Raw genomic sequence first — 2,406 nt, 5'->3', positions numbered from 1 at the left:
GCACAGGAAGAGGTCCGTAACCATGGCCACCCGAAGAAACAGCGCTGAGGACACCGATTCCGCAAACCGCATCAGCGGTTGTAACTGTTTGTTTTTAAAAATCGAGAGACTTATCTTAGTGCCATTCGTGCATACCCCCTTTTCTTCAAGCGAGCACAAAAATGACTATTATAGCGATATGGAATAGGACTCATCAATAGGCTGCTTCATAGGCTTATGCACAAATTCAGAACACTACCCTTGCTTGCGGCGAGTCCATCGAATCGATCTTGAAGCTCTATCCAAGTCTGGAGCAAGAGGACGTGTATGCGGCCCTCGCCTATGCAAGCTGGCGGGCGGAAGAGTATGACTTGCCGCTCAAAGCGGGATGAAGATTCTGCTCGACATGAATATTCCAGAGGTCTGGGAGGCATTTCTCCGAAACGCTGGCCATTGCGCGATCCATTGGAGCCGAGTTGGGAATATCCGCGCCCCGGACGAGGAGATCATGGAATGGGCACGAAGCCAGGATCACATCGTGCTTACCCATGATCTGGACTTCGGTGCCCTGCTATTCCTGACCAATGCGGCGGCGCCCAGCGTGATTCAGATTCGCGCCGAGCATATCCTGCCCCGATTCATCGGCGCGGCGGTACTGGAAACCTGGAAACACTGACGGTCGCGGCCGAGAGGCTTCAAGAGGGAGCCCTTGTCACCATCAAGCCGCGCCGGAACCAGATTCGTCTGCCGCCGCCGCGAGGGCGATAAGCGGAAATCCGCGAACCGTTTCAGCATCAACCGACGACGCGGGTCGATTGACGCCTAAAAGGTACGCGATGCGTACTACGATGCGGTCTCGCGCAGGGTGCGCAAGAGCACCTGCCGCTCGGCGGCGTCGAGCAAGCGCTCCTGGGTCTCCACATCGCCCGCCGCGCGCGCCTGCTGTCCAGGGACGCTGTGCAGCGCCGCCAGCAACGCCTGAGCGAGCACGGAGCCGCGCGCCGCCGCCTGACTCAACCAGAGCATCCCCGCCGACTCGTCGCGCGCGCCGCCCTGACCGGCGAGCAGATCGCGCCCCAGATAACACATGGCATCGACATAGCCCGCGCGCGCCGCGTGACTGAACCAGTCACGCGCGGCCCCCGCCCGTCCGGCCTCCAGGAGCCACAATCCCAGATCACATTGGGCCTCCGGGTCGTCGCCATCGGCCGCCAGCACCAGCGCCTCGTCCTCGGGCGTGAGTGTCGCATTGGCCAGCGCCAGCACATCGGCGAGCGCGACATGTGTTCTACCCCCCCCCGAAATCACGTAACGTGTTTAGCTTTCCATCCTGGATATAGCGCCAGAGGGTGCGCTTGGTCAGACCGCTGACGGCGGTCGCGGTGTTGAGGCTGATCGATGGCATCTCCGCTCGCTCCCCGGATCGAACCGGATGGTCAGGATAAGCGCCAGTGTAAAGCCAGGACCGCCCACGCGGCGACCCGCGACCGTGCGCGGCGGCCTGTCATGGTCAAGGGGTGTGACAGAGGCCACCTGTCACGGCCAGGAGGTATGACAGCCGGGTCTTGCGTCACTGTGCCAGGGTGTGACGGGACCGAGGGTCCGCCGTGGTCGGAATCGGAATCGTCATGGCATTCAACGAATTGAATGGAGATCGCGGTTTTGGCCCGGAACTTGACCTGTTCTCGCCAGGACCGGTAAATGAAGCACCGGCCCCCGTCTCCTCTCCCGCGAGACGCGCTGAATTCAATTCATTCATTGGAGAAGGTTCATGAGAAAATTCCAGGCCGGCTTTACTTTGATCGAACTGATGATCGTTGTGGCGATTATTGGGATTTTGGCGGCGATTGCGATTCCGGCTTATTCCGATTATGTCGTACGTTCGAAGGTTACTGAAGGATTGAATCTCGCCTCTTCAGCTAAGGTGGCCGTTGGCGAAGGTTACATGGCAAATGACATGACCGGTGTAGCGAGTGCCGCGACAGCGTGGACTACCGCATGGAAACCCACAAAGTATGTAAAAACCATAGCGATTGATGGTACAAACGGCAAAATTCTAGTTACTTATGACAAAAGTGCTACTGGCATTCCTCAGCTTTCAGGCGATAATACGATCACTATAGAGCCATTTATTAACAAAGTGGCATTAGCGACTGGTCAAAATGGTCCTATCGATTGGGCTTGTGGTTCTAAAACTATTGCCAACGCAACCGCTCGCGGTATCGCGCCGACAGTTGTCGCTACTCTAGAGGATAAGTTTGCACCTGCTGAGTGCCGTTAATCCTTAGCGAGGTAGCGAGGTAGATACCGTCTTTCCTGTCAAGTCGCGGGGGCATAGTCAGCTTGGTAGGGGAGACGGGTTTTGAAGACGCCAAAGCAAAGATGGACGAGTTTGCGCATGGCCGCGCCGAGAGCCGCCATTTTGGC

4 protein-coding genes and 1 pseudogene are annotated in these 2,406 nt (G+C 57.7%); 3 read left to right on the top strand and 2 right to left on the bottom strand.

The genetic code is table 11. The annotated features are described in order from the left end of the window. Positions 1 to 224: 224 nt before the first annotated feature. Together CKO27_RS25105 and CKO27_RS23645 are read left to right on the top strand one after the other, a co-directional pair. On the top strand, positions 225 to 371 hold the full coding sequence (locus CKO27_RS25105; protein ID WP_200377363.1) for a DUF433 domain-containing protein: 147 nt from the start codon (positions 225 to 227) through the stop codon (positions 369 to 371). Next, positions 368 to 655: a DUF5615 family PIN-like protein gene (locus CKO27_RS23645; protein WP_276570208.1), complete on the top strand. Its 288-nt coding sequence runs from the start codon at positions 368 to 370 to the stop codon at positions 653 to 655. Before CKO27_RS25105 ends, CKO27_RS23645 begins: the two co-directional genes overlap by 4 nt. 167 nt (positions 656 to 822) lie before the next feature. Here the strand turns inward: CKO27_RS23645 and CKO27_RS23640 are convergent, their stop codons facing one another. Continuing rightward, positions 823 to 1,287: a sel1 repeat family protein gene (locus CKO27_RS23640; protein WP_207281095.1), complete on the bottom strand. Its 465-nt coding sequence runs from the start codon at positions 1,285 to 1,287 to the stop codon at positions 823 to 825. Between the two features lie 463 nt (positions 1,288 to 1,750). On the opposite strand from CKO27_RS23640, the gene CKO27_RS24830 reads away from it, so the two are divergent. Beyond that, positions 1,751 to 2,260: a pilin gene (locus CKO27_RS24830; protein ID WP_276570207.1), complete on the top strand. Its 510-nt coding sequence runs from the start codon at positions 1,751 to 1,753 to the stop codon at positions 2,258 to 2,260. Between the two features lie 38 nt (positions 2,261 to 2,298). Here the strand turns inward: CKO27_RS24830 and CKO27_RS23630 are convergent. After that, positions 2,299 to 2,406: pseudogene (locus CKO27_RS23630) on the bottom strand (IS110 family transposase); the annotation flags it as partial.

The sequence above is a fragment of the Thiocystis violacea genome, assembly GCF_016583575.1.
Classification (GTDB): domain Bacteria; phylum Pseudomonadota; class Gammaproteobacteria; order Chromatiales; family Chromatiaceae; genus Thiocystis; species Thiocystis violacea.
This window is presented reverse-complemented; position numbering and strand designations above follow the sequence as displayed.